Annotated in this window: 24 protein-coding genes, 1 other RNA gene and 1 pseudogene; 16 read left to right on the top strand and 10 right to left on the bottom strand. The window is 68.9% G+C overall.

Annotated features, from left to right (window positions below):
• The first annotated feature begins 81 nt into the window (after positions 1-81).
• On the top strand, positions 82-924 hold the full coding sequence (locus BLU81_RS25990; protein ID WP_092547074.1) for a hypothetical protein: 843 nt from the start codon (positions 82-84) through the stop codon (positions 922-924).
• Positions 925-1,036: 112 nt separating this feature from the next.
• On the opposite strand, the gene BLU81_RS25985 is transcribed toward BLU81_RS25990, so the two are convergent.
• Positions 1,037-1,672 carry a bifunctional DNA primase/polymerase gene (locus BLU81_RS25985; protein ID WP_092547073.1) on the bottom strand — a complete coding sequence of 212 codons (636 nt, stop codon included), beginning with the start codon at positions 1,670-1,672 and terminating at the stop codon, positions 1,037-1,039.
• A gap of 224 nt (positions 1,673-1,896) precedes the next feature.
• On the opposite strand from BLU81_RS25985, the gene BLU81_RS25980 reads away from it, so the two are divergent.
• The 8 genes from BLU81_RS25980 to BLU81_RS25945 all read left to right on the top strand — a co-directional run bounded on the left by BLU81_RS25980 (position 1,897) and on the right by BLU81_RS25945 (position 9,335).
• Entirely contained in the window at positions 1,897-3,126 is a 1,230-nt protein-coding gene (locus BLU81_RS25980; RefSeq protein WP_092547072.1) for a helix-turn-helix domain-containing protein, read from the top strand.
• Between the two features lie 13 nt (positions 3,127-3,139).
• Complete coding sequence (locus BLU81_RS25975; protein WP_092547071.1) at positions 3,140-3,730, top strand: flavoprotein; 591 nt, start codon at positions 3,140-3,142, stop codon at positions 3,728-3,730.
• Positions 3,731-3,749: 19 nt separating this feature from the next.
• Positions 3,750-4,589, top strand: coding sequence for a Nif3-like dinuclear metal center hexameric protein (locus BLU81_RS25970; RefSeq protein ID WP_092547070.1), 840 nt, complete (start codon positions 3,750-3,752; stop codon positions 4,587-4,589).
• On the top strand, positions 4,586-5,320 hold the full coding sequence (locus BLU81_RS25965; RefSeq protein WP_092547069.1) for a zinc ribbon domain-containing protein: 735 nt from the start codon (positions 4,586-4,588) through the stop codon (positions 5,318-5,320). Before BLU81_RS25970 ends, BLU81_RS25965 begins: the two co-directional genes overlap by 4 nt.
• Positions 5,317-6,453, top strand: a complete 1,137-nt coding sequence (locus BLU81_RS25960; RefSeq protein ID WP_092547068.1) for a bifunctional RNase H/acid phosphatase — start codon at positions 5,317-5,319, stop codon at positions 6,451-6,453. The genes BLU81_RS25965 and BLU81_RS25960 overlap by 4 nt, the downstream gene beginning before the upstream one ends.
• 135 nt (positions 6,454-6,588) lie before the next feature.
• The gene (locus BLU81_RS25955; protein ID WP_092557634.1) at positions 6,589-6,804 is read left to right on the top strand and encodes a DUF3311 domain-containing protein; all 216 of its coding nucleotides are present in this window, start codon (positions 6,589-6,591) and stop codon (positions 6,802-6,804) included.
• Positions 6,801-8,432: a monocarboxylate uptake permease MctP gene (mctP, locus tag BLU81_RS25950; RefSeq protein ID WP_092547067.1), complete on the top strand. Its 1,632-nt coding sequence runs from the start codon at positions 6,801-6,803 to the stop codon at positions 8,430-8,432. The genes BLU81_RS25955 and mctP overlap by 4 nt, the downstream gene beginning before the upstream one ends.
• 180 nt (positions 8,433-8,612) lie before the next feature.
• Positions 8,613-9,335, top strand: a complete 723-nt coding sequence (locus tag BLU81_RS25945) for a hypothetical protein (protein ID WP_231953509.1) — start codon at positions 8,613-8,615, stop codon at positions 9,333-9,335.
• A 13-nt stretch (positions 9,336-9,348) separates the two neighbouring features.
• Here BLU81_RS25945 and rnpB read toward each other — a convergent pair.
• An RNA gene (gene rnpB, locus BLU81_RS25940) (RNase P RNA component class A) lies at positions 9,349-9,760 on the bottom strand.
• 207 nt (positions 9,761-9,967) lie between these two features.
• A complete protein-coding gene (locus tag BLU81_RS25935) occupies positions 9,968-10,381 on the bottom strand; it encodes a toll/interleukin-1 receptor domain-containing protein (RefSeq protein ID WP_092547065.1) in 414 nt (137 codons plus the stop codon).
• Between the two features lie 207 nt (positions 10,382-10,588).
• Between BLU81_RS25935 and BLU81_RS25930 the strand changes: the two genes are divergently transcribed.
• The 4 genes from BLU81_RS25930 to BLU81_RS25915 all read left to right on the top strand — a co-directional run bounded on the left by BLU81_RS25930 (position 10,589) and on the right by BLU81_RS25915 (position 13,892).
• Positions 10,589-11,647 carry a type I glyceraldehyde-3-phosphate dehydrogenase gene (locus BLU81_RS25930; RefSeq protein WP_092547064.1) on the top strand — a complete coding sequence of 353 codons (1,059 nt, stop codon included), beginning with the start codon at positions 10,589-10,591 and terminating at the stop codon, positions 11,645-11,647.
• 9 nt (positions 11,648-11,656) lie between these two features.
• A complete protein-coding gene (locus BLU81_RS25925; RefSeq protein WP_092547063.1) occupies positions 11,657-12,553 on the top strand; it encodes a threonine/serine dehydratase in 897 nt (298 codons plus the stop codon).
• A 78-nt stretch (positions 12,554-12,631) separates the two neighbouring features.
• Positions 12,632-13,240, top strand: a complete 609-nt coding sequence (locus BLU81_RS25920; protein ID WP_092547062.1) for a GTP cyclohydrolase II — start codon at positions 12,632-12,634, stop codon at positions 13,238-13,240.
• Positions 13,241-13,292: 52 nt separating this feature from the next.
• Positions 13,293-13,892 carry a M15 family metallopeptidase gene (locus BLU81_RS25915; RefSeq protein ID WP_092547061.1) on the top strand — a complete coding sequence of 200 codons (600 nt, stop codon included), beginning with the start codon at positions 13,293-13,295 and terminating at the stop codon, positions 13,890-13,892.
• A 6-nt stretch (positions 13,893-13,898) separates the two neighbouring features.
• Here BLU81_RS25915 and BLU81_RS25910 read toward each other — a convergent pair whose 3' ends face one another.
• On the bottom strand, positions 13,899-14,693 hold the full coding sequence (locus BLU81_RS25910) for a class I SAM-dependent methyltransferase (protein WP_092547060.1): 795 nt from the start codon (positions 14,691-14,693) through the stop codon (positions 13,899-13,901).
• A gap of 102 nt (positions 14,694-14,795) precedes the next feature.
• Here BLU81_RS25910 and BLU81_RS25905 point away from each other — a divergent pair, with 102 nt between their 5' ends.
• Positions 14,796-15,821 (top strand): aspartate-semialdehyde dehydrogenase, encoded by a 1,026-nt coding sequence (locus BLU81_RS25905; protein WP_092547059.1) that lies wholly within the window; start codon positions 14,796-14,798, stop codon positions 15,819-15,821.
• 132 nt (positions 15,822-15,953) lie between these two features.
• Entirely contained in the window at positions 15,954-16,160 is a 207-nt protein-coding gene (locus tag BLU81_RS25900; protein WP_092547058.1) for a hypothetical protein, read from the top strand.
• Positions 16,161-17,140: 980 nt separating this feature from the next.
• Here the strand turns inward: BLU81_RS25900 and BLU81_RS25890 are convergent.
• From BLU81_RS25890 to BLU81_RS52135, 4 genes and pseudogenes are all read right to left on the bottom strand, one after another.
• Entirely contained in the window at positions 17,141-17,749 is a 609-nt protein-coding gene (locus tag BLU81_RS25890; RefSeq protein WP_157751785.1) for a hypothetical protein, read from the bottom strand.
• A 541-nt stretch (positions 17,750-18,290) separates the two neighbouring features.
• Positions 18,291-18,851, bottom strand: a complete 561-nt coding sequence (locus BLU81_RS25885; RefSeq protein ID WP_092547055.1) for a hypothetical protein — start codon at positions 18,849-18,851, stop codon at positions 18,291-18,293.
• Between the two features lie 15 nt (positions 18,852-18,866).
• Positions 18,867-19,061 (bottom strand): hypothetical protein, encoded by a 195-nt coding sequence (locus BLU81_RS49970; RefSeq protein ID WP_092547054.1) that lies wholly within the window; start codon positions 19,059-19,061, stop codon positions 18,867-18,869.
• A gap of 444 nt (positions 19,062-19,505) precedes the next feature.
• A pseudogene (locus BLU81_RS52135) lies at positions 19,506-21,272 on the bottom strand (hypothetical protein); the annotation flags it as partial.
• Positions 21,273-21,390: 118 nt separating this feature from the next.
• Between BLU81_RS52135 and BLU81_RS25875 the strand changes: the two are divergent.
• Positions 21,391-22,875: an RNB domain-containing ribonuclease gene (locus tag BLU81_RS25875; protein ID WP_092547053.1), complete on the top strand. Its 1,485-nt coding sequence runs from the start codon at positions 21,391-21,393 to the stop codon at positions 22,873-22,875.
• 137 nt (positions 22,876-23,012) lie between these two features.
• On the opposite strand, the gene panB is transcribed toward BLU81_RS25875, so the two are convergent.
• Both panB and BLU81_RS25865 read right to left on the bottom strand, forming a co-directional pair.
• Entirely contained in the window at positions 23,013-23,843 is an 831-nt protein-coding gene (gene panB / locus BLU81_RS25870; RefSeq protein WP_092547052.1) for a 3-methyl-2-oxobutanoate hydroxymethyltransferase, read from the bottom strand.
• Positions 23,844-23,906: 63 nt separating this feature from the next.
• A complete protein-coding gene (locus tag BLU81_RS25865; protein WP_092547051.1) occupies positions 23,907-25,646 on the bottom strand; it encodes an NAD+ synthase in 1,740 nt (579 codons plus the stop codon).
• Between the last annotated feature and the right edge of the window lie 99 nt (positions 25,647-25,745).

Below are 25,745 nucleotides of genomic sequence, written 5' to 3'. Positions count from 1 at the left end.
GTGGGCGGGTCCCGGCCGGTTTCCCCTCGGCGGTCAGGGCCCGCCCGGAGGGTTCGGGTGCGACTTCTTCCTGGAGGCGGCGTGGGCGCGGAGCTGTTTGTCGGGGCTGACGCTGAGAAAGTGGTCGTCTCGTCGTACCCGCTCCGGGTTCGTAGTGGGGTGGTTCGCCGGGAGCGGACCGGGTCGCTCGTCGAGTTCGTCTGCCGGCCGCCCAGTGGGCGGGGCCGGGACGAGCGGATCGTCTTCGCCTCGCGGGTCGCTCTGCCGCTGCTGGTCGTCGCGGCGGTGCTCAGTGCGTTCGGGGTCAGCTGGTGGCTCGCCGCCGCCGGATGCGCCGGTGTCGTCGCGGCGGTGTGGCGGCGGCAGGCCCGCGGTGCCCAGCAGGCGGCGTTCGCCGTGCCCCGGGACGGGGAGTCCCGGGTTCTGTGGACGGTTCCGGAGCGGGCCGCCTTCTATGACGCGCTGGACGCCGCGCAGCGGGTCCGGGCTACCTGGCCGGCTCTGGGCGCCATGATCGACCCGGTTCTCGCCGAGCGGTCGCTGACCCGGGCGCTGGGGGAGTTCGCCGAGGTGCTGGAGCGGCGGCAGGAGTTGCGCCGGCTGCGGGCCGACCTGGCCGGGGTGCGGGACGCCGACATCCCGGTGGACAGTCCGGCCCGGCGGGCCGCCGACGTGCAGCGGGAACGTGCCGAGTCGGCGTGGCGGGAAGCCGGCGACGCCGCGCAGCGGATCCTGCGCAGTGTCGACACCGCCGCCCGTGCGGGTGAGAGCTTCATCAGGGAGCGGCAGGTAGCGGCCACCGCACGGCACGCCGAGCGGACCCTGGCCCGGGTCACCGGCGTCGGGACGCTCGCCGAGAGTGGCCCTGAGCTGGCCGATCGCACCGAGGCTGTGATCGCCGCCTACCGGGATCTGGCCGCCTGACCGTGGCAGAACCGGACAGCCCGGGATTCACTCATGCGTGTTTCCACCCTCCGGGTGATGCGATCATCGTGCTCGATGCTGTTACCTAGTCTCATGCCAGGTGTTCTCGTGCTCAGGCCGCTCGGCGGGCGGTCGACAGTTGTCTCGGGACCCGGGCCACCACTGGTGGCCCGCCGGTTCCCACGGCTGCGGCCAATCGTTCCTGCACCTCTTCGGAGTGCGGCAGGTGCCATCGGCCTCGGGCCGGCGGGGTCTCCCAGCGGACCGGGCCTTCGGGCAGCCGGCTCGGTGGTGCGGGGATCCAGGATCCGGGGCCGTGCAGGACCACGTCAAGGCGGTTCGCCAGTTCGGGGCGCAGTGGGCTGCCGGGCCGGACCAGGAACATCCACCGCCCGGCGGCGGCCACCGCTACCGGGCCCCGGCCGGGGCCGTTACGGCCGATGGCGGCCGGCACCTCCAGGACGTCGAAGACCGATCCGGTGGTGAACAGAACGGTGTGCGGCAGGCGCCGCCACCACGTGGCGATCCGTGCGGGATCGTCGCTTGCCGAAGCGGCCCAATTCTCAAGGGCCGGATGGCAGCTTGCTATCGGGCATCCGGGGCGACCGCAGTCGATCCGGGGCCCGGTCATGAAGGAGCCAGGGGTGATGGGCCAGCCGTGCGCGGCATAGCGCAAGGCAGCCCGGCGCAACACTGTCCGGTCGATGATTGACGATGGGACGAACGGCTGACGGCTGGTCCACTGCATAGCTCGATACCCCCGGGATCGGGCTGGAGGGCCGTATCCCGCCCCGACGCACGTCGTTGGGACCGGCAGATCCACCCTTTGCAACTTGCAAGGAAAACTACGAGCATCGGTGAGCAGGCGATCACACACGCTGTGCGATCTGCGCGCACGTGAGCGGTCCACACTGCGTTTGATACCGGATGGCTCATCGGCGGAAGGGCCGCCGGTTGAGTGGGGGAGGCACCGTGGACGAGCTGCCGATCGGCCGTCGCGTCGCCTATTGGCGGGGCCGACGCAAGATGTCCCAGCAGGTGTTCGCGGACCGGCTGGGCAAATCCAAGAGCTGGGTCGACAAGGTGGAACGCGGGGTCCGCCGGCTTGACAAGTTCTCCGTTGTCTATGACATCGCCGATGTGCTCCAGGTCGATGTCACGTTGTTGCTGGGCAAGGAAGTGGAACGCAAGCCGGAGGCGCAGAACTGCATCGACCAGGTCGAGGTCGAGGAGATTCGGGCGGCTCTGGAGCGGTATGACCAGATGAGCGCGTTCTTCCAAGCGGTGCCACATTCGCCACCGCTGCCGGAGATGCGCAAAGCGGTCAGCCACGCCTGGCTCACCTACCAGCACGCGAAGTACGGCGTACTGGCGCGTGCTCTGCCCAAGCTGCTGCGCGACGCCCAGGCGGCGGACAGCGCCCACGCGAACAGCGACGAGGCGTCCCACGCGGCACACCTGCTCGGGCAGGTCTACCAGATCGCCTCGTCGGCGCTGCGCAAGGTCGGCGAGCACGAGTTGTCCTGGCTGGCGGCGGACCGTTCGATCGCGGTCTCGCAGCGAGCCGGCGACCAGTTGCTGGCCGGTCTGGCCAGTTACCGGGTCGGCAGTGCTCTGCTCGCGCTCGGCCGGGTCCGGCCGTCGCTCGAGGTCAACGTCAACATCGCCAACCGGCTGGCGCCGATCGGCCCGGAACGACCCAAGGCCGAACAACTGTCGGTGTACGGGATGCTGCTGCTCAACGGGGCCATGGCGGCCGCGCGGATCGGCGACACCGCGACCGTGCGCGACCTGATCTGCGGCGCCGAGCAGGCGTCTCTGGAGCTGGGTGGCGACTTCAACTACTACTGGACCAGTTTCGGGCCGACCAACGTGCAGCTGCACCGCTGCGCGACCGCGGTCGATCTCGGTGACGGGCGCCTTGCCGTCGAGACGCACCTGAGCATGGACAAGACCGGCTTCCAGGCGATGCTCCCGGAACGCCGGGCGCATCACTACCTCGACATCGCCCGCGGTTACACGCAGATCGGCGATGTGGAGAAAGCGGGCGAGATGCTGCTGGAGGGCGACCGGCTCGCCCCTTCCGAGATCCGGTGCCGGCCGCTCGCCCACGAAGTCCTTTCCGACGTGCTCCGGCGTACCCGGGGCACGCCGCCGGCTCCGATCGCGGAGCTGGCCGAACAGATGGGAGTCGGCGTATGAGGTGGGTCCTCGAGTGATTACGGGTAACCCCTCACCTGGTGTGCTGTACGTGCTGGTGTGCGGCTCACCGATGGCCCGGGACGTCGGGATCCTGGTCGGGCTGGCCCAGACCGAGGGCTGGGACGTCTGCGTGGTCACCACCCCGGACGGCCGTAAGTTCGTCGACGTGGCGGCCTTGCAGGCCCAGACCGGGCACCCGGTCCGCTCCGACTACAAGAGTCCCGGCGACCCGGACATGTTGCCCGAGGCCACCGCGATGATCGTCGCGCCGGCCACGGTCAACACCGTCAACAAGTGGGCGGCCGGGATCACCGACACCCTAGTGCTCGGCCTGCTGGTCGAGGGATACGGCTACGGCATTCCGACGGCTGTCGTCCCGTACACCAATCGGGTCATGGCTCTGCATCCGTCGTTGCACGAGAGCCTGGCGAAGTTGCGGGACTGGGGGGTGCACGTCCTCTACGGGGAGGACGTGTGCCGGCTCGGCGGTCCCGGGCAGACCGACCGCTATCGTCCCTACTTCCCCTGGCGGCGGGCGTTGCAGGCGGTCAGCACGACGATGGCGACGGCGGCGAGTCGAGTCGAGCCGGGGGCGGTTTCCTAGCGGTATAGGGTTTGCACTCGTGACCGACTGCACCGTCCGAGCCGTGGTGGATGCCCTGGACTCGCGTTACCCGCGTGACTGGGCGGAGTCCTGGGACCGGGTCGGACTGGTGCTCGGTGAGTTCGACCATCCGGTGTCCCGTGTCCTGTGCGTCGTCGACTGCGTCCCGGAGACCGTGGAGCAGGCGCTCGACGCCGGTGCCGACCTGATCGTCGCCCACCATCCGCTCCTGTTGAAACCGGTCTCGTCGATCGCGCCCGACACGTTCAAGGGCGCCCTCGTGCACCGGCTGATCCGGGCCGGTGTGGCGCTCTACACCGCGCACACCAACGCCGACGTCGCCAACCCCGGCGTCTCCGACGCGCTCGCCGCCCGGCTGGATCTGACCGGGCTGCGGCCGCTGGTGCCGGCCACCGGCGCGGCCGCCGGAGCGGGCCGTGGCCTGGGCCGGATCGGCACCCTGCCGGCGTCGCTGACCCTGGCCGAGCTGGCCCGGTTCGTGGCGCAGCGGCTGCCCGCGACCACGGCCGGAGTGCGGGCGGCCGGCGATCCGGAGCGCCTGATCAGCACGGTCGCCGTCTGCGGTGGCGCGGGCGACTCGTTTCTGGCCGACGCCGTCCGGGCGGGTGCCGACGCGTACCTCTGTGCCGATCTTCGGCATCATCCGGTGAGCGAGCATCTCGCGGCCGGTGGCCCGGCCCTGCTCGACGTCGCCCACTGGGCGAGTGAGCGGCCCTGGCTAGATGACGTGGCGGTCTGGTTACGCGCGGAGTTCGGCGTCGAAGTGCTGGTGTCGGACCTGGACACCGACCCCTGGACCGTCCATGCGATTCGCAATGATTTGGAGATCCGCCCGTGAAGGCCGCCCCGGAAGCCCAGCGTCGTCTGCTCGACCTGCAGACCATCGACACCACCCTGGCTCAGCTCGCCCACAAGCGGAAGTCGCTGCCCGAGCTGGCCGAGATCGACGCGGTCGCGCGGGAGATCGCCGCGCTGGAGGACGAGCGGGTCCGCGCCCAGGTGGTCGTCGACGACCTGGACCGGGACATCGCCCGGCTGGAGAAGGACATCGACCAGGTCCGGCAGCGCAAGGACAAGGACCAGAAGCGTCTGGAAGCGGGTGGCTCACTGCGTGAGGTCGAGGGCCTGCAGCACGAGCTGACCACGCTGAACCGCCGGCAGTCCGAGTTGGAGGACGCCGAGCTGGAGCTGATGGAGCAGCGGGAGACCGCCGAGGCGACGCTGACCAGGGTGCAGGCGAAGCTGGGTACCACGGCCGAGCGCCGTGCGGACGCCGAGCACCGCCGGGACGCGGCGTGGGCGGAGATCGCCAAGGAGCTGGAGTTCAAGAAGCAGGCCCGCGGGCCGCTCGCCGCGGATCTGCCCGAGGACCTGGTCACCCTGTACGAGAAGATCCGTACCGACAGCGGCCTGGGTGCGGCGCTGTTCTACGCGGGCCGCTGTGGTGGCTGCCGGATCGAGCTCTACGGGGCCGACCTGCACCGGGTGAAGGCGGCGGCCAAGGACGAAGTGGTCCGCTGCGAGGAATGCCGCCGGATCATGGTCCGGACCGCGGAGTCCGGCCTGTGAGCGGACTGAAGGTCACGATCGAGGCGGACGGTGGCTCTCGGGGGAACCCCGGACCGGCGGGGTACGGCGCGGTGGTCCGGGACGCCGAGTCCGGCGAGGTGCTGGCCGAGCGGTTCGACACGCTCGGTGTCGCCACCAACAACGTGGCGGAGTACTCGGGGCTGATCGCGGGGCTGCGGGCGGCGGCCGAGCTGAACGCCGAACGGGTCGCCGTGAAGATGGACTCGAAACTGGTCGTCGAGCAGATGTCCGGCCGCTGGCAGATCAAGAACGCCGGTCTGCGCCCGCTCGCCGCCGAGGCGGCCGCGCTGGTGGGTAAGTTCGCCGCGGTCACCTACGAGTGGATCCCGCGGGAGCGCAACAAGGCGGCCGACGCGCTGGCGAACCGGGCCATGGACGAGGCCGCGGGCATCGCCACCGAAGCGCGTCCCCCGGTCGAAGCGCGTCCCCCGGTCGACGAGCGTCCCCCGGTCAAGGAGACCCCGAAGTCCTGGGCTCCGCCGGCCTCGCTGAGTGAGGCGACCCGGATCATCCTGGTTCGGCACGGTGAGACGCCGATGACCACGGCGGGCCGGTACTCGGGGCGCGGCGATGTGCCGCTCACCGACGAGGGCGAGGCACAGGCGATGGCCGCGGCCGGCCGGGTGGCCGGGATCTCCCCGGAGATCGGCGCGGTGCTGAGTTCGCCGCTGCTGCGGTGCCGGCGGACCGCGCAGCACATCGCCGACGCGGCGGGTGGCCTGCCCGTGACGATCATGGATGACCTGATCGAGTGTGACTTCGGTGTCTGGGAGGGCAAGACCTTCGCCGAGGTGCAGGAGGGCTGGCCGGACGAGATGAACGCCTGGCTGGCGTCCACGAGTGTCGCCCCGCCGGAGGGGGAGTCGTTCCAGACGGTCGCGAAACGGGTGCGGGGTGCCTTGGCGACCGTGCTCCAGGCGTACCCGGGAAAGGTCGTCGTCCTTGTCTCGCATGTGTCGCCGATCAAGCTGATCCTGCGGGATGCGCTGGCCGCGGGGGATGCCTTCCTGCACCGGCTGTTCCTGGACGCGGCCGGAGTGTCGACGATGGACGTGTGGCCGGACGGCAACATCGCGGTCCGCTCGGTGAACGAGACCGCACACCTTCGGTAATCGGAGTTCGTCGATGTGGTGGTGTGCCCGTTCGGCGCACCGCCACACCCGTTCGGCGCACTTGGGATCGCCCGGCAGTCCGATGTGTCGTTAGCGTGACGTAACGCACATGAAATGTTGGACCAAGGAGTCCTCATGGCTGAGCCGGAACGTCCCCGTAGCGATAGAAGTCCCTGGAACTGGCTGTTGGTGGTGCCGTTCGTGGTGCCGCTGCTGACATTCCTGTACAACGATGTCGAGCCGCGGATAGGCGGCTTCCCACTCTTCTACTGGCTCCAGTTCGCCTTCATCCTGCTCGGCGTCACCACTACGACGATCGTGTACCAGATGACCAAGCGGAGCCGGTCATGAGCGAGCACATCACCGAGATCATCGTCTTCACTCTGCTGTTCCTGCTGGTCAGTGTGATGGGTTTCGTCGCGTCCCGGTGGCGGGCGCCCAAGGACATGGCCCACCTCGACGAATGGGGGCTGGGCGGGCGCAGTTTCGGCGGCTGGGTCACCTGGTTCCTGGTCGGCGGTGACCTCTACACGGCGTACACCTTCGTGGCCGTGCCGGCACTCGTCTTCGGAGCGGGGGCCGCCGGGTTCTTCGCGGTGCCGTACACCGTGGTGATCTATCCGCTCTTCTTCCTCATCCTGATCCGGCTCTGGTCGGTGTCGCACCGGCACGGGTTCGTCACGCCGGCCGATTTCGTCCGCACCCGGTTCGATTCGCCGCTGCTCGCCCTGGTCATCGCGATCACCGGGATCGTGGCGACCATGCCGTACATCGCCCTGCAGTTGATCGGGATCGAAGCGGTCCTCAAGACCATGGGCATGACCGGGGAGAGTGCGGTCGCCCGGCATCTGCCGATCATCATCGCGTTCGCGATCCTGGCCGCCTACACCTATCAGTCGGGGCTGCGGGCGCCCGCGTTGATCGCGTTCGTCAAGGACACCCTGATCTACATCGTGATCCTGGTGGCGATCATCTGGCTGCCGTACAAACTCGGTGGTTGGGGTGCGATCTTCGACGCCGCCGACGCGAAGTTCCAGGCGTCACCGGCACCCAACGACGGGATCATCCTCAACGCCAACAACCAGCTGCAGTACTTCACCCTGGCTGTCGGGTCGGCGCTCGCCCTGTTCCTCTACCCGCACAGCATCACCGGCGTCCTGGCCAGCAAGAACCGGGACGTGATCAAGCGGAACATGAGCGCGCTCCCGGCGTACAGCCTGTTGCTCGGGCTCATCGCGCTGCTCGGCTACATGGCCATCGCCGCCGGGGTGAAACCGCTGCCCGGTGCGAAACCCGGCAGTGTGGACAGCAACACCGTCGTGCCGCTGCTGTTCGACCAGCAGTTCCCGGCGTGGTTCACCGGGGTCGCCTTCGCCGCCATCGGGATCGGCGCGCTGGTCCCGGCCGCGATCATGTCGATCGCCGCGGCGAACCTGTTCACCCGCAACATCTACAAGGAGTATCTGCGCAAGGACGCGTCCCCGGCGCAGGAGGCGAACGTCGCCAAGATCACGTCACTGGTGGTGAAGGTCGGGGCGGTCGCCTGCATCATCTTCCTCGACCCGCAGTTCTCCATCGACCTGCAGCTCATCGGCGGCGTGATCATCCTGCAGACAGCTCCGGCCGTGGTGGTCGGTCTCTACACCCGGTGGCTGCACCGGGGCGCCCTGATCGCCGGCTGGGCGGCCGGGATGTCGCTGGGTTTCTGGATGCTCTGGCAGATCCCCAACGCGGTCACCGGGCGGCTGCACTTCGGCGGCTCGGCCTTCCCGCTGGCCGAGTTCGGTTTCGACACCAAGAAGACGATCTACGTCGGGTTCGTGGCGGTTCTGGTCAACGCGCTGGTCGCGGTGGTCGTCACCATTGCGCTGCGCGCCGCCAAGACACCTGAGGGTACGGACGGTACGGCGCTCGACGACTACTTCGCCGACGAGAACGATCCGCGGGTCGCTCCGGTCAGTAGCGTCTCGTCCACCTGAGGCCGCTGCTCTTTCGGCGGGCGCGTTCTCCGGATACGCGCCCGCCTTGGGCATACGCGAGATGAATTTCCGTATTGGCCCGAATAGTGCTGAAGCTCCGGTAGCGTCGTGTCCGGCGCCGCCCCTGAAGTCCCAATGCGGCCGTTCTGCCCCGGCCGTCACCCCGGAGGAGCCTCAGCGTTGCCGACTCATACCCTGACGCAGCAGTTCGCCACCGAGTACGCCAAGGGTGCGGTGCCCGGCATGATCAGGGCGATCCGGACCATCAAACGTGCCAACAACCTGATCCTGATCGGTGCCCTCGCCGCCAGCTACCTGCACCAGGCCCACTACCTGGCGTCGCTCGGTGCCGGCATGTTCGCGTGGATCGTGCCGGGCGTCTTCGACCTGGCCATGCTCTCCATGCTGACGATCACCCAGACTGCGGGCATGGCCGTCGACGCCAAACGAGCCGCCATGAAGATCCTGTCCGTCGTGGTGGTCATCTCCGCGGCGGTGAACTTCGCTGCCCCCGGCCCGTTCGGGCTGCGCGTCATCTTCGCGCTGGTGGTGGGCCTGGTCGCCGGCGTCGAATGGGTCGCCGCGAAGATCAGGCCCGACTTCGCCGCCATCGAGGCCCGCGAAGTCGAAGTGATCACCGAAGTCCGGCCGAAGGGAAAACTCGACCCCGACGTGGCGCGGGCGCGGGCGGCGAAAGCCGCTGCCACCCGGCGGGCCAAACAGGAGGCGGCCGACGAGGTGGCCCGGACCAAGGCCGCCCGAGCCGCCGAACGGGCCAAGGCCCGAGCCGACAAAGAGGCCATCGACCAGTCAGAACTCGACCGTTTCCTCACCCAGGGCCGGGTCGAGCTGGAGCCCTCCGGTGCCCACCGGGCCCCGGAGCAGTCGATGATCCGGATGTAGCCCTGTGGGGCGACGGACGAGTCGGCCGGTACGCCGGATTCTGTCCCGGTGACCTGGGTCACCGGAGGCGGTCATCCATCTCGGCCTGCCGTTGCCGACAGGCTCTTGCGGCCTACCCGCAGGCTCGGGCGAGCAGCCCTCGAACGCCTGCGCCAGCCATCGCCTTGCGGCAGTGGCCTTACTTGGCCTTGCTCCGGGTGGGGTTTACCTAGCCACCCCGGTCACCCGGGGTGCTGGTGAGCTCTTACCTCACCGTTTCACCCTTACCGGCTCCGCACCGTGGCGCGTGCCGGCGGTCTGTTCTCTGTGGCACTTTCCCGCGGGTCGCCCCGGGTTGCCATTAACAACCACCCTGCTCTACGGAGTCCGGACGTTCCTCGGCGGCACCCCGTGAGGGATGCCGACGCGACCGCCCAGCCGACTCGTCCGTCGCGCCACCATCCTACGGGTGCGCCGATCCGCGGTTGCGGCCTGTCCTGAGGTGGGTCGTCACGCTGGGTACATCGGCTGATCTCCGTTTCGGAGCGTCATCGCGACGGTAGGGTCACCCGGCCGGTGGCGGGGGAGGTCGGGGCGGCGGCTTTCGACGGGCGTACCGGAAATCGTGGGTCGTCGTGGGGGAGGCCGTGCGATTACCACCCGGCGGTGGGCCGTAAACCTGGTTCGCCGATGTTTTTCCGGGGGATTCCGCCGGTCAGGGTGAGCAGCGTTTCGAGGGCGTCCTCCTCGTCGAGTCCGTGCAGGCTACGGCCGGGGATCGCATGCAGTGGCCGCGGCGTTCCGGCGGCGTCGAGGCGCACCGTGAACAGTCGTCCCACCAGGGCCGGGGTCTGGGCGAGCAGGGTCCAGTCGGCGTGGGTGGCGCGGTGTTCGGCGGAGAGGAGCAGGAGCACGTGACCCCCGTCGAGGTGGGTGCCGCTGAGCCGGGCGGCGAACGCGCTGTCGGCGGGGTCGAGCCGTGTCTCGTAGCCGGCGGCACGCAGCGCGCCGGCGATCCACTGTGCCCACGGTTCGTCGGCGGTGGCGTGGGAGACGAGGACGGGCACGCTCCCAGCATGACGGACGGTCGTCCACTGTGCCTTCCGGGGTTTCGGCGGCGTTCACTCGCGGGGTGTGAGAATGTCGTCCGTTGACGTGCAACTTGCACAACTCATAGTGTCGGTACCGTGACGGCTGGTGGACCCTGGTGTGAGTGGGTGCGGTCAAGTCACGGGAGAAATGCTGACAAAGTAAACAATATCGAGGAGCGCTCGATGACTGTCACGATCGGGATCAATGGACTCGGGCGGATCGGCCGAAGTTTGACCCGGATCGTGGCCGCCATGCCAGACGCCGGTGTGGAGATCGCCGCGGTGAACGACATCGCATCCACCGAGAAACTGGCCTACGGGCTGCGCCGTGACAGCATCCGGGGTGCGTTCCCGGGCACGGTGGCCGCGCGTGGGGACTATCTGGTGGTCAACGATCATGCCATTCAAGCCTTCCATCACGAGCGTCCGGAGCGGATCCCGTGGGCCGACCACGGGGTGGACGTGGTGATCGAGGCGACCGGCCGGTTCCGGGCCGGCACCACCGCCCGGCACCACATCACCCACGGTGGTGCCCGCAAGGTGGTGATCAGCGCCTCGGCCGACGATCCCGACGCGTTCCTGGTCTTCGGCGCGAACCATCAGAAGTACGATCCGGTCGGCCACGACGTGGTCTCCCCGGCGTCGTGCGGGGTCAACGCGCTCACCGTGATGGCGAAGGTGCTGCTCGACCGGTTCGGGCTGGGCTCGGTGAACACGTCGGTGATCCTGGCCGCCCAGGGCTGGCAGCGCGTGCAGGACTCGGCGATCGCCACGTCGCGGGACGATCCACGGCTCGGCCGGGCCGCCGGGGAGAGCATCATCCCGCACAACTACGTGGTCGGTGACCTGGTCCGGGTGGCGCTGCCGGAGATCGGCGAGATGCGCTACAGCTACTACTGCGTGCCCACCCCGATCGGTTCGCTCGCCGAACTCTCCGGGACGACCGGCCGGCCGGTGACGGCGGAGGAGGTCAACCGGGCGATGGCCGAGGCGGCGGCCGGGCCGCTTCGCGGGATCCTGGCGTACGACCCGGACCCCACCGTGTCGGTCGACGTGAAGAACAATCCGGCGTCCTGCCTGTTCGACCCGTCCGGCACGCAGACCACCGCCGACGGCGGGGTGAAGGTGCGGGGCTGGTTCGACAACGAGTGGGGCTTCTCGAACCGATTACTGGACCTGGCCCGCCTGGTCGGTGAGCGTTTACCGGTTCCGTCGAGCCGGGTCTCCTGGAGCGTGGCCTAGGCTGGTTTCGTGATCAATCTGTCGGACGTCCAGGCGGCGGCGAAGCGCATCGACGGCCGGATCCGGCGGACGCCGACCGTGGCGGCGGGGCCGGACCGGTGGTTCAAGCTGGAGTACCTGCAGCACGCGGGTTCGTTCAAGACGCGTGGCATGTTCAACCAGATCCTCGCCGGGAACCCGTCGGCCGCCGGGATCATCGCGGCGTCCGGCGGTAACGCGGGGCTCGCCGCCGCGTACGCGGCCCGGGAACTGGGGATCGCCGCCGAGGTGTTCGTGCCGGTCACCGCGCCCGCGGTCAAGGTGGCGAAGCTCGGCAAGCTGGGTGCCCGGGTGGTGCGGCAGGGGACGGAGTACGCCGAGGCCTACGCGGCGGCGGTGGTCCGGGGCGAGGAGACGGGGGCGTTGTTCTGCCACGCCTACGACGACGCGGCGATGGTCGCGGGCAACGGCACGCTCGTGGGGGAACTGCCGGACTTCGACACGATCCTGGTCGCGGTGGGTGGTGGTGGCTTGATCGCCGGGGTGATCGCCGCGACAAATCGATCAAAACGTGTAGTCGCTGTCGAGCCGGTCACCGCGTGTGCGCTTTTTGCGGCGTTGGAGGAGGGCGCCCCGGTGGATGTGCCGGTCTCCGGGGTGGCGGCCGACTCGCTGGGTGCCCGGCGAATCGGAGACATCGCCTTCGAGGCCGCGGTGGCCGCCAAGATCGAATCGGTCCTCGTCACCGATGCCGCGATCGTCGAGGCCCGCCGTGACCTGTGGGACGAGCATCGGATCGTGGTCGAGCACGGCACCGCCGCCGCGCAGGCCGCGCTGATCTCCGGGGCCTATCGGCCGGAGCCGGGGGAGCGGGTGGTCGTTCTGCTCTGCGGGGCCAACACCAACCCTGTTGATCTTGTGGTGTGACCAGCGACCTTGGTCACCTCATGAACCGGCGCGTACGGTCGATCCGTACTTGAAGTGTCAAGTGCACAGGGAGAGGGCATGCCGGTTCGTACTCGCGTCACCGTTCCGCTCGAGTTCCCCGACGGGTACCGTGCCACCGCCGAGGTGGTGACCTTCACCGGTCTGTCGGACGGCAAGGAGCATCTCGCGCTCGCCTTCGGCGACGTCGCGACTGCTGAAGTGCCGTTGGTCCGCCTGCACTCCGAGTGCATGACCGGCGACGTCTTCGGCTCGCAGCGCTGCGACTGCGGTCCCCAGCTCCGGGAGGCGGTCGAGCGGATCGCCGAAACCGGCGGCTACCTGCTCTACCTGCGGCAGGAGGGCCGGGGCATCGGGCTGTACGCGAAGCTCGACGCCTACGCGCTGCAGGACACCGGGATGGACACGTACGAGGCCAATCGCGCTCTGGGTCATGCCGACGACGAGCGGGACTACACCGCCGCCGCGCAGATGCTGGAAGCCCTCGGCGCCGACGCCATCGACCTGCTCACCAACAACCCGGACAAGTGCCGGCAGTTGCGGGACCTGGGCGTCGAGGTGCGGGCGGTCCGGCCGACGGCGGTGCACGCCTCCCCGGCGAACGTGCGCTACCTGCAGGCCAAGGTGACCCACACCCAGCACACGATCGATCTGGCCCCGGCTTCCTGAGTATTTTTCGGGTTGCCCCTCAGTTTCCGGCCGGCTCGCCGAACGAGAAGGCGTGGGAATCGAGGGAGTGAATTCGCGCATCGCGAATATCCAGAGCCGGATCCTCGCGCTGCAGGGTCAGCAGGCCACGACCACTACCGGGCCGGCTGCGGCCCGGGGTGGCGCGGCCCCCGCTCAGGGGAGTTTCGCGAGCCAGTTGCGGAGTGCCGTCGCGGCCAACCAGGGTGCCGACAAGAGTTACAAACTGAACAGCAAGGGCATTCCGGAGGATCTTGTCGCGTACGGGAACGGCAAGATCCCCGCGGAAGCACTCGGACAGGTCGGCGACACCAACCACAAACTCTGGGCGCCGGCCGCCCAGTCGCTGACCCGGATGATCGACGATGCCAAACGTGACGGTGTCAAGATCGGCATCACCGACTCCTACCGGCCGTACGAGGAGCAGGTCGACCTGGCCCGGCGTAAAGGCCTCTACTCCCAGGGTGGGCTGGCGGCCAAGCCCGGTACCAGCGAACACGGCTGGGGTATGGCCACCGACCTCGATCTCAACTCCGACGCCCTCTCCTGGATGCGCAAGAACGGCAAGAACTACGGCTACGTGGAGAACGTGCCCCGCGAGTCCTGGCACTGGGCGTACCGGCCGCCGTCTTGATGGGGTTCAAGCCCGGCAGAGGACCTCGCCGTGCGGGATGATCATCCAGCCGTCCGGGTCGTCGGCCCAGCGTCGCCAGGCTGCCGAGATGTGCTGGAGTTCGCTTGCCGAAGCTCCGGCCTTGCGTGACATCTCCGACATATCAGATTTTAGGATGCGCTCCGCCCACATTCCGCCCCACCACTGCCGGTCCTCGTCGTTGGCGAAACACCAGACGCTGGCCGTCGCGGTGACCTCGGTGAACCCGGCCTCCCGTGCCCATGACAGCAGCCGCCGCCCGGCGTCCGGCTCGCCGCCGTTGCCGCGGGCCACCCGCTGGTAGAGGGCCAGCCACCCGTCCAGCTCCGGCAGCTGTGGGAACCAGGTGAACGCCGCGTAGTCACTGTCGCGGGCCGCCACCACGCCGCCCTTCTTCGTGACCCGGCGCATCTCGCGCAGCGCGGCCACCGGATCGGTCACGTGCTGGAGCACCTGGTGGGCGTGGACCACGTCGAAGGTCCCGTCCGGGTAGTCCAGCGCGTGCACGTCGCCGACCGCGAACTCGACGCCGGTCAGGCCGCGCCGCTCGATCTCCGCGCGGGCCAGGTCGAGCGCCGGCCCGGTCTGCTCCAGTGCGACTACCCGGCCGGGTGTGACATGCGCTGCCAGGTCGGCCGTGATGGTGCCGGGGCCGCATCCGACGTCGAGCAGTGAGATTCCGGAGGAAAGATGCGGCAGAAGGTAGGCCGCCGAATTCTCTGCGGTGCGCCAGCGGTGCGAGCGCAAGACCGACTCGTGGTGTCCATGGGTGTAGGTCGCCATGGCACTCACGCTAAGCCCGTTGTCCTCAAATGTGGGATACGGTTCCCATTATTTGAGCAACCTGATTTCTTTACTCGCTGTTCAGGCCGTAGTTTGGTGCCTATGAGGATCGGTATCGTCGGGGCGACGGGACAGGTGGGCAGCGTCATGCGCCGCATCCTGGCCGAGCGCCAGTTCCCTGTTTCCGAGCTCCGGCTCTTCGCCTCCGCGCGCAGCGCGGGCCGCACCATCGAGTGGGGCGACGGCGAGGTGACCGTCGAGGACACCGCCACGGCCGACTACTCCGGCCTCGACATCGTGCTCTTCTCCGCGGGCAAGGGCAGCTCCCTGGAGTACGCGCCCCGGTTCGCCGAGGCCGGCGCGGTCATCGTCGACAACTCGTCGGCGTTCCGGATGGACCCGGAGATCCCGCTCGTCGTCGCCGAGGTAAACCCGGCCGCGGCTCGGGTGCGCCCGAAGGGGATCATCGCCAACCCGAACTGCACCACCATGGCCGCCATGCCGGTGTTGCGCCCGCTGCACGACGAGGCCGGGCTGGTCTCCTTCATCGCCACCACCTACCAGGCGGTCGGCGGTGCCGGGCTCGCCGGTGTGGCCGAGCTCGACGAGCAGATCAAGAAGGTCGCGGACCGCGCCACCGAGCTCACCCACGACGGTTCGGCGGTCGAGTTCCCCGAGTCCAAGGTGTTCCCGGAGCCGATCGCGTTCAACGTGATCCCGCAGGCCGGTTCGTTCGTCGACGACGGCAGTTTCGAGACCGACGAGGAGCAGAAGCTCCGCAACGAGAGCCGCAAGATCCTCGACCTGCCCGGCCTGCTGGTCTCCGGCACCTGCGTGCGCGTGCCGGTCTTCACCGGTCACTCCATCCAGGTCAACGCCCGGTTCAGCCGCCCGGTCTCCCCGGCGCGGGCTCGGGAGATCCTGGCGTCCGCACCCGGTGTCGAGATCTCCGAAGTGCCCACGCCGCTCCAGGCGGCCGGCCGTGACCCGTCCTACGTGGGCCGGTTCCGGGTCGACCCCACCGCGGAGAACGGATTGTCGTTCTTCATCTCCAACGACAACCTCCGCAAGGGGGCGGCGCTGAACGCCGTCCAGATCGCCGAGTTGGTGGCTTCCGAGATCGGCTGATGCTTCCTCACCGCCCCGGCCGATTCCGGCCGGGGCGGTTTTTTATGCCCGGTCGCGTGCTCCATAAAGGAAATCCGGGACATTTTGCCTGAATCGGTAGCACATGGACGGTTTTGGCGGCAGAGTGATGGAATGAACGACAGTGGGCTGGGCGGAACGGGCTACTTCTGGTGCCTCCGCGACCACCGGGTGGAGAGCGGCGACGACGTGTGCCCCGCTCAATACCGGCTCGGTCCCTACGCCACGGCTGACGAAGCGACGCGGGCACTCGAGACGGTCGAGAAGCGCAATGCCGAGTGGGATGCCGAGGACGCCCGCTGGACAGGGGAAGCCAGCTGACGTCGAGCGCCGCTCCCGGCGTGTCCACACCCGGCGCCGACGTGCCCGCAGTCATTCGAAAGGAACACCTCGATGCCCGCTGCCAAAAAGGCCTCGACCAGGCCCGCTGCCTCCGGCACGGGCCCAAAACCCAGATCCAACCCCGCCGCTGGTACGGGTGACCACTCCACCGTCACCGCCAAGTCCACCACGGGAACCGCACCCCGGCAGGCCGCCCGCTCCACCACCCGGTCCGCCTCCGCTGCCGCTCAACCGTCCCGGGCTCGCGCTGCCGCTGCCGCTGCCGCTGCCGCTGTTGCCAAGCCGGCCGCCGCCAAGTCGGCCGTTGCCAAAGTGACCGCCGCCAAGTCGGTTGCCGCTAAGTCGGTTCCGGTCAAAGGGAAGCCGACCGGGCCGGTCAAGAAGGCCGCAGTGGTGAGGCAGGGCGGGGCTGCAGTTTCGAAACAGTCGGTGGCTTCGAAGCAGGTCGCGGCCAAGGTCCCGAGTTCGACCAGGACCGCGAAGAGCACGGTCCCTACCAGGAACGTGGGCGCAACCAAGAGTGCCGGAGCCATCAAGAGTGCTGTCGCCTCCCAGCCACGTCGAGGAAAAGCGGCGACCGGTACTGCTGGAATCGTGAAGCCCCGGCTTCCTGCGACATCGCGAAGCGGCAGTAAGGCCAGCCCGGCCAAGACGGCATCCGCCAAGCCTGTTGCCGCCAAGCCTGTTACCGCCAAGCCTGTTACCGCCAAGCCTGTTGCCGCCAAGCCCGTCGCTGCCAAGCTCGTTCCTGCCAAGCCCGTCGCGGCCAGGTCTGCCGCTGTCAGGTCCGCTGCCACTAAGTCGGCCCCGGCGAAAGACCCTGCGAAGTCGGCCACCAAGACCTTGGCATCTGCTGCCAAACCGTCGGTGGCCCTTTCCAAGACCTCGGTAGTCGCTGCCAAGACGAGCAAGGCCGGAACCACTGCGGTGAAGACGGTCAGCGCCGGGAAAATCACTGCTCAGCGGACCGGTGGAAAGCTCGGCGCGGCCTCCGTTTCAGCAAAGAGGCCCGTCGGTCGTGCAGTCGCGGCGACTAAGACTCGCCCTGCTCGGGTCGTCTCAGCCCGGGCGGCTGCCGAGACCGAGACGATCGCACCCAAATCCAGGAGCCGTTCCGCGGCGTCCACCAAACCCACGGGCAAGGTTGCGTCCACGGGCAAGGTCGCTTCCGGGGGTACTGGGGCTTCCACCCGTACCAGCGCGAAGGTCGGATCGTCGAAGCCCGCTACCGCGAAAGCGCCAGTGGGAAAGACCACGACCGCGTCGATCGGGAAGGTCACGACCCCGAAGGCGCCGGTCGGCAATGCCTCGACCGCTAAAGCCTCGACCGCTAAAGCACCGGTTGGTAAAGCACCGGTTGGTAAAGCCTCGGCTGGCAAAGCCTCGGCTGGCAAAGGTGCGGTCAGCAAGGTCGCGGGCGGCAAAGCGTTGACCGGGAAGACCGTCGTGCTGGCTCCGGCCGCCAAGAGCCTTGCCGCGAAGGCGTTGGCGGGGAAAAGCGCTGCGGTGAAGGGTGCGGCCGGAAAGAGCCCGGGTTCCAAGAACACCGCTTCCACGAATGTGGCCACCAAGCGCACGGCAGGCAAGACCGTCGTTTTGGCGGCTACTGCTGGAAGGAGCACCGCGGGGAAACCCGCCGTGGCGAAAGCCTCCGCGAAGGCTGGGATGGGAAAGGCCGGTACCGGAAAGGTCCCCGCTGGTAAGGCCGGTACCGGGAAGGCCGGTACCGGGAAAACCGTGGCTGGTACTACGACCGCTGTTGCTAGCAATGCTGGTACCAGGACTGCTGTTGCTGGGAAGGGCTCGGCTAGGAAAGCGGGTGCTGGGCCAGGCGGTGCTGAGAACGTGGTCGCGTTCAAGCGGTCCTCGAAACGGCAGCCTGTAGAGACAGTCGGCGGGCCTATCAGGACTGGCGGAACCAAGAGCGGCGGAACGAAGAGCGGCAGCGCTGGCGGCACCAGCAGCAGTAACGGCGGTGTCACGGGTGCGCGGCGGTCTGCTGGTAAGAGCGGTGGTGGGACGGCTGGAAGTGGGGTCACGGTACTGATCGGGTCCGAGACCCGGAGGCGCCGTGTCGGGCAGTCCGCCGCTGCGGGGGGTGCCGGTGGTTCACGGCGTGTGGCGGCAGCCATGGGCAGCCTGCCGCGGAACCAGGTGACCGTTTCCACCGGGGGCGGTGAACGGGACGAGAAGTCCGCGACCCGTGCCGCCGCGTACCCGGCCGATAGTATTCGCCCGGATCAGCTTTTCTCCGGTCTTCAGGACGATGGTGAAGAGGCCACGGTCGACGCCGGGAAACTGACCGACAAGACGTTCGTCGGTGGCTGGTTCCCGAAGAATCCTGGCCCGGCACACCCGGACCAGGATTCCGACCAGTGGGGTGCCGACCGCCCGGACCTGGAGGTACTCGGCGCCGACGATCCCGCTGGCGAGGACGGTTCCGGATCGGACTACACCGGCCCGGCCGACGCCGTCGAATCGGGGTGGGTGTCGACCCTCGCCCGCATCTCCGGTTCGGACGGCCGCGACCTGGCACCCGCCGAAACCGGCGAATCCACCGAACCGGTCACCGCCGACGAACTCCGGCGCCGCATCGCCACCGCCTCCACCGGAGTCATTGCTGGCGGCCTGGGCGGGATGGACAGCGACCCAGTCGCCGACGACCTCCACCGCAGCGGCCCTGCTTCAGCCGATCTCGACGAGACCCGCGATGCCGATGCCCTCGGCGATGACGACCTCGACGGCGACCTTGGCGACGACGGTCTCGACGATGACGACCTTGAGGACGACGAACTTGGGGACGATGAGTTCGATGATGACCTGGCTGAGGCGACCGGACCGGTAGCGGACCGCGGCGACGAGGTGACCACTTCCGACCATGAGGTGACCGCGGCCAGGCCGGTCGTGGCTGCCGGCTCCGGCAGGAGCTCGTCTCGTTCTGAGACGCCCCGAAGGCCTGCTGCCACTCGCGCTGGAACCAAGACCGGTGCTGCCAAGCCAGCCGGTACGAGGTCGACTGGGACGAGAGCGACCGGCACGAGGGCGACCGGCACGAGGGCGGCTGGTTCGAAGGCTGCGGGTTCGGAGACCCGAACTGGTGGGCTGAAGGCGGCTGCTGATGGGTCGGATGCTCCGAAGAAGAGCCTTGCCAAGTCTGCGGCTTCCAAACCGACCTCGACCAGACCGACGAGATCGAGAATCGCGGCGTCCGATACCAGGACGTCCGAAGTCAGGGCGGGCGGTGCTAGGACTGCCGGTGCTGGGACCACCGGGGTTGCTGCCAAGACGACGGGCGTTACCGCCAAAGCGACCGCTCTGAAGGCGGGTGCCACCAAAGCGGGAGCTACGAAGGCGAAGGCCTCTAAGACGGGTGCTGCTAAGGCGAGTGCCACTGAGGTCGGCACGTCGAGGGCAGGGACTGCTCAGGTGGCATCTTCTCGTGCTACCGCGACAAGGGCCACTGGTGCCAAATCCGCCGGGGCGAAGGCGACCAAGACGGCTGGGACTAGGGCCGCTGCGGGTAAGGCCACGGCGGGTAGGACCACTGCAGGTAGGGCCGCTGCGACTGGGACGACCGTTGGCGGGGCGACCGTAAGAAAGACTGCGGGGGCTAAGACGACGGCAGCTAAGGCGACGGTGGCCAAGTCGGCCGGTACTGGAACTGCTGCGGGTAAGACCGCTGCTGGTAAGGCGACGGCCGCCGGAACTCGTGGGGGCAAAGCGGTCGGCGTCAAAGCAACCGGGGCTAAGCAGGCCGTGACAGCGGGCGGGGCCAAGCGGGTCACGACAGCGGGCGGGGCCAAGCAGGCTACGGCTGCTGGCACTGCGGGTCGTGGTTCTGTGGCTCGGGCTGGTGCGGTGGCGAAGGCTGCACCCGTGAAGGCTGCACCCGCGAAGAAGGTGGCGGCGAAGAAGACGGCAATGGGCGGAAACTCTCTGGCCAGGGCCGCGTCTTCGGCGACGACCGCTGCTAAGACGACCGCTAAGAGGGCCGCTGCCAAGGCGACTCCGGTGAAGTCGGCTGTGGCTAAGGCCGGTGCGGCTAAGGCTGGTGCGGCCAAGGCCAGTGCGGCTAAAGCTGCTGCGGCCACGAATAGTCGAGGTGCGAGGCCGGGCAAGGTGGTTCCGGGTAAGGCTCCGGTCAGTAAGGCGGCGGCTGGCAAAGCCACGGTGGCGAAGTCGGCCGCCGCGAAGGCTGGTCCGGCTAAGAGTGCTGCGGTCAAGGCGACTGCTGCGAAGGGCACTGCTGCTAAGGCGACGACGGCTAAAGCGACAGCTTCCAAGGCAGCAGCCGTTAAGGCGGCTCCGGCCAAGGGGCCGGTTGTCAAAGCAGGCGGAGTCAAGGCGGCCGGGACTAAAGCGGCGGGAGCCAAGGCTGCAGGGGCTAAGACCGCTTCTGGGAAGGCGGTCGCGACGCCTGTTGCAGTAAGGGCGAGTGCGGTTAAAGCGACTGGGGCCAAGGTAGGTGCGGCTAAAGCGACCCGGGCGAGTGCGGCTAAGGCGGCGGGGGCCAAGGCGGCGGGGGCCAAGGCGACTGCGGCCAAGGCGACGGGGACCAAAGCGACTGGGACCAAGGCGACTGCGGCTAAGGCGGCTGTGGCTGGGGCTACTCGGGTTAGCGCGGTTAAGACGGCGGGGACCAGGGCTTCTGCGACTGGGGGATCCCGAGCTGGTGCGGCTAACGGGGCCGGGGCTGGGGGCAGGGGGAATGCTGCCAAGGCTGCGGTGGTGAAACCTGTTGCCAAAGCGTCTGGGAAGTCTGTGGCTAAAGCTGGAGCCAAGGCTGTTCCGGGGCGGGCTGCGGCGTCGGGAGGCGGGGCGGCGAGCGGGAAAGCCGGCAACTCCCGGAGTGGCGGGGCTGGGCGGGCGGTCAACAAGTCGGTGGCGGCGGGGGCTGGCAAAGTGGCCGGTAATGCTGCCAAGGCGGGGCGGGTCTCGCGTACCTCGGGGGCCAATTCGGGGGTGGGGGGTTCCGGGCGTACGCCGGGAAGTGCTCGAAGTGCTCGTGGCACCGCCGACGGTGAGCCGGTCAAGGCGTCTCGGGCACCTGCCCGTCGCCGGTAGGAGCGGCGGCGGGAATCGGTGGCTCATCAGAGTGGCGGCGTGGCTTCGGTCGGGGGACCGGAGGCACGCCGCTTTTCTGTGTCGACTCGTCCTTCGGTGGACGGTGTCAGCGAAGAGTCCGGGGTGGGGCTGGTAGGAATGGGGCGTGCCGATCAAACGGGTGGTGGCGCCGCAGATTGACTTTTCGGGACTGCGGCGGGAACTGGGGTTGCCGGAGGAGTTTCCGGGGGCGGTGCTTGCGGAAGCGGGGGAGGCGGTACGGGCCACCCCGTTGCCGTTGGTGGATCGGACCGGTATCGAATTTCTGACCATCGATCCGGCCGAGTCCCGGGATCTTGATCAGGCCATGCATTTGAGCCGGCTCGACGGTGGCGGGTACCGGGTTTGTTACGCGATCGCTGACGTCGCCTCCTATGTTCGGCCCGGTGGGGCTGTTGAGGCGGAGAGCTGGGTTCGGGGGCAGACCATTTATCTGCCGGACGGGCGGATTCCGTTGCATCCGCCGGTGCTCAGTGAGGACGCGGTCAGCCTGCTGCCGGGGGTCGAGCGTGCCGCGGTCGTCTGGACCATCGACCTCGACGGTGACGGGGCGATGGTGGCCGTCGACGTGGAGCGGGGGCGGATCCGGAGCCGGGCCAAGCTGGACTATGCGGGGGTACAGCGCCTGATCGACGCCGGTGAGGCGCCGGAGGCTCTGGCGCTGTTGCCGGAGATCGGGGGGCTGCTGGCTCGCCGGGCCGCTGATCGTGGGGCCGTGAACCTTCCGCTGCCGTCGCAGGAGGTCGAGCGGGACGAAGCCGGGGGCGGATGGCGGCTGGTGCTTCGGGCGCCGTTGCCGATCGAGGAGTACAACGCGCAGATCTCCCTGCTCACCGGTATGGCCGCGGCTCGGATCATGCTCGGTGGCGGGGTCGGGCTGTTGCGGACCATGCCGTCGCCGAGACCGGAGGCCGTCGCCAAGCTGCGGGCCGCGGCTGAGCCGCTCGGAATCTCCTGGCCGGACGGGGCGGCCGTCGGTGTGGTGGTGGCCGCCGTCGATCCGGCGGATCCGCGCGGGGCCGCCTTCCTCGACCAGGCGGCTGAGCTGCTGAGAGGCGCCGGCTACACCGCGTTCGACGCCACCGCACTTCCGGCCGGGTCGGCGGAGGCCGGACGGAACGGGAGTGGGCTGTCGGCTGTGCCGGGGACGGCGGATGCGGGGCATGGTGGGGTGGGGGCGCCGTACGCGCATGTGACGGCTCCGCTGCGGCGGCTTGCGGATCGGTACGCGACGGAGATCTGTCTGGCGCTGCATGCCGGGCGGGCGGTTCCGGAGTGGGTGACCGCCGCGTTGCCCCGTCTGCCCAAGGCCATGTCGTCGACCGATCGGGTCGCCTCGGCGGCTGACCGGGGGGCGATCGACCTGACTGAGGCGGTGCTGTTGCAGGGGCGGGTCGGGGAGGAGTTCGACGCCGCGGTGCTTGACCGGGACGAGCCGTCGGCGAAACGGCCGGCCGGCGGCAGTATCGCTCTCGACGATCCGGCGGTGCGGGCCAAATGTCTCGGGGATCTGCCGCTCGGGCAGCGGATCCGGGTGCGTTTGACGGCCGCCGACCCGGCATCCCGGACGGTCGGCTTCGAACGCCTCTGAAGGCGGCGGCGCCGGGCTGAAGGCTGCGGCGTGCAGAGCCGGGCGGGCCAAAGGGAAACACACCAGGGGCGGACGAAGAAACGGCGGGAGGAAGGGGAACGCGAGGTGGAAGCTCGGCGTTCCCCCGTACCCGCGAATTAGAAGGTGTGCTCCTGGGCCGGGAACTCGCCGGACCGGACCTCGTCGGCGAACTGGCGGGTGGCCTCGGTGAGAGCGCCCGCCAGGTCGCCGTAGCGCTTCACGAACCGTGGGATCTTGCCGGTGCGCAGGCCGGCCATGTCCTGCCAGACGAGGACCTGGGCGTCGGTGTCGGGGCCGGCGCCGATGCCGACCGTGGGGATCGGCAACTCCTTGGTGATTTGCTTAGCCACGTCGCCGGGGACCATCTCCAGCACGACGGCGAAGGCCCCGGCTTCGGTGATCGCGCGGGCGTCCGCGATCACTTCGGCGCCCTCGTTCTCCCGGCCCTGCACCCGGTAGCCGCCGATGGTGTGCTCGCGCTGCGGGGTGAAGCCGATGTGCGCCATCACCGGAATGCCGGCCCCGGTGATCGCCTCGATCTGCGGGGCCATCCGGATGCCGCCCTCCAGCTTGACCGCGTGGCAGCCGCCTTCCTTCATGAAGCGGACGGCGGTGCGCAGCGCCTGGGTGGGGCTCTCCTCGTAGCTGCCGAACGGCAGGTCACCGACGATCAGCGCGGTCTTGGTGGCCCGCACCACGCCCCGGACCAGCGACAACATCTCGTCGACGGTGACCGGGATGGTGGTCTCGTGGCCGAAGACGTTGTTGGCGGCCGAGTCGCCGACGAGCAGGACGGGCACGCCGGCCTGTTCGAAGATCTGGGCGGTGTACATGTCGTACGACGTGAGCATCGGCCAGCGGTCGCCGCGGGCCTTGGCGTTGATCAGGTCACGGGTGCGGACACGGCGAGTGGCCGGGCCCCCGTACAAGGTCGGGATTTCCGACATGTCGTTGACTCCTCCCTCGAGGCCGCGCGGATGCGGTCCCCGGGTCCGCACATCGTTGCACCTCTACACACCCTCGCGAAACAAGTTCGTAATGGGGAGACGACGGTCACGGCCGAACGCCTTGCCGGAGATCTTGGTGCCGGGGGCCGACTGGCGCCGCTTGTACTCGGCCAGGTCGATCATGCGCAGCGTCCGGTCCACCAGCGCCGGATCGTTGCCCGCCGCGATCAGCTCGTCCCGGCCGAGGTCGTGGTCGACGTACCCCTTGATGATCGGGTCGAGGATCTCGTAGTCGGGCAGCGAGTCCGAGTCCTTCTGGTCCGGTCGCAGTTCGGCGCTCGGCGGTTTGGTGATCGAGTTCTCCGGGATCGGCGGGTCGCCCTGGGTGTTCCGCCACCGGGCGAGCTGCCACACCATGGTCTTCGGCACGTCCTTGAGCGGGTTGAATCCGCCGACCGAGTCGCCGTAGAGCGTGGAGTAGCCGACCGCCAGCTCGCTCTTGTTGCCGGTGGTCAGGACCAGGTGGCCTTCCTGGTTGGAGAGCGCCATCAGGATCACGCCGCGGACCCGGGCCTGCAGGTTCTCCACGGCCAGGCCGGAGAGCGACATGTTCGCCAGGAACGCGTCGACCATCGGCTGGATCGGCTCGATGCGGTAGTCCAGGCCGGTGCGTTTGGCCATGTCGGCGGCGTCGTCCTTGGAGTGGCCGGAGGAGAAGCCACTGGGCAGCGAGACGCCGACCACCCGCTCGGGGCCGAGGGCGTCGACGGCGATCGCGGCGACCACCGCGGAGTCGATGCCGCCGGACAGGCCGAAGATCACCGAGCGGAACCGGTTCTTGTCGACGTAGTCGCGCAGGCCCAGGACCAGGGCGGACCAGATCTCGGCATGGTCGGGGAGCCGGTCGGCGATACCGCCGTCCGCGGTGCCGGAGATTTCGGAGATGTCGCCCGAGACCAGAAAGCGCTCGATCATCATCCCGTCGCGACCGTCCGGGGCCGGAGCGTTGTCCGCCGCTACCGGCAGCTCAAGATCATGAACCAGAAGTTCTTCCGAGAACTGGCCGGTACGAGCGAGTAGCTCCCCGCCCGCCGAGACGATCATCGAGTCACCGTCGAAGACCAGCTCGTCCTGCCCGCCGACCATGTTGACGAACGCGACCGCCGCCCCCGCCTCGATCGCGCGCCGCTGCACGAGGGCCAGCCGGACGTCGTCCTTGTTCAACTCGTACGGCGAGGCGTTGATGTTGACCACCAGCCCGACGCCGGCCCGACGCGCCGCGCTGAACGGCCCCCCGGCCTGCCAGATGTCCTCGCAGACGGTGAGAGCGACGTCGGCCCCGCCGAGCCGGACCACGGTGAGGGTGTCGCCGGGCTCGAAATAGCGGTCCTCGTCGAAGACGCCGTAGTTGGGCAGGTGGTGCTTGTAGTAGGTGGCGACGACCGCCCCGCGGTGCAGCAGCGCGGACGCGTCCCGCCGGCCGGAGCCGGGCACCGCGGCGGAGCTGATCGCGGGCGGGCCGTCGGCGTCCACGTAGCCGACGACGACCGCCAGCTCGCCGAGACCGTCGGCGGCCAGGCCCTCGGCGAGGGCGGTGAGCGCCTGCCGGGACGCCTCGACGAACGAGTTGCGGAAGACCAGATCCTCGATCGGATAGCCGGTCAGCATCATCTCCGGGAACGCCACCAGATGCGCTCCCGCGTCGGCCGCCTCCCGCGACCAGCGGCGGACCGCCGCGACGTTGCCGGGAATGTCACCGACTGTCGAGTTCACCTGGGCGAGGGCGATGCGCAGCGTGGGCATGCCCTTATTCTGGCCCCTGTCCGCCCGGTTTGATCCTGACCCAGGCCGACGTCACATGCCGTGAACAGCGTAGTCTCGGCTCGATAGGTAGACATCCGG

Source organism: Actinoplanes derwentensis, from assembly GCF_900104725.1.
GTDB classification, from domain to species: domain Bacteria; phylum Actinomycetota; class Actinomycetes; order Mycobacteriales; family Micromonosporaceae; genus Actinoplanes; species Actinoplanes derwentensis.
The sequence above is the reverse complement of the archived record's forward strand: the minus strand, read 5'-3'. Positions and strand labels throughout refer to the sequence as shown.